The sequence below is a fragment of the Campylobacter sp. RM12647 genome, from assembly GCF_020138135.1.
GTDB lineage: Bacteria > Campylobacterota > Campylobacteria > Campylobacterales > Campylobacteraceae > Campylobacter_E.
The window spans coordinates 1-466 of sequence record NZ_JACGAS010000073.1 but is presented as its reverse complement, the minus strand read 5'-3'; the positions used below and the strand labels follow the sequence as shown (position 1 = coordinate 466).

The 466-nt window shown below is 34.1% G+C and carries 1 protein-coding gene; it reads left to right on the top strand.

Annotated elements, in window-relative coordinates; translation table 11 throughout:
- On the top strand, positions 1-466 hold a 466-nt coding region (locus AVBRAN12647_RS09640), incomplete at both ends, for a methyl-accepting chemotaxis protein (RefSeq protein ID WP_336615124.1).

The window sequence follows — 466 nt, the reverse complement described above, 5'->3', positions numbered from 1 at the left end:
TACAAGTCTTCAAACAGGTAAGCGTGCAGAAGAAGGTAGCGTAATAGTTACAGAAGTAGCTAATAAAGGAACTAATACTAAAGATAACCTTGATAAAGGTGTAATTGGTGCAGCTAAAGGTAAAGATGAATTAAGTAATGCAAGTAAGTTTATAAAATCAGCAAACGATGCTATTAATTCATTAACCAATCAAATAAATCATAGTGCTGATATAGAAAGTGCTTTAGCTAGTAAGATTGAGCAATTAAGCCGTGATGCTGATAATGTTAAATCTATTTTAGAAATAATTAATGATGTAGCAGACCAGACTAACTTACTTGCATTAAATGCTGCAATAGAAGCTGCAAGAGCAGGAGAGCATGGTAGAGGATTTGCCGTAGTAGCTGATGAAGTAAGAAGTTTAGCTGAGAGAACTCAAAAAAGCCTTAGTGAAATAAATGCAACAATAAGCGTTATAGTTCAAGGC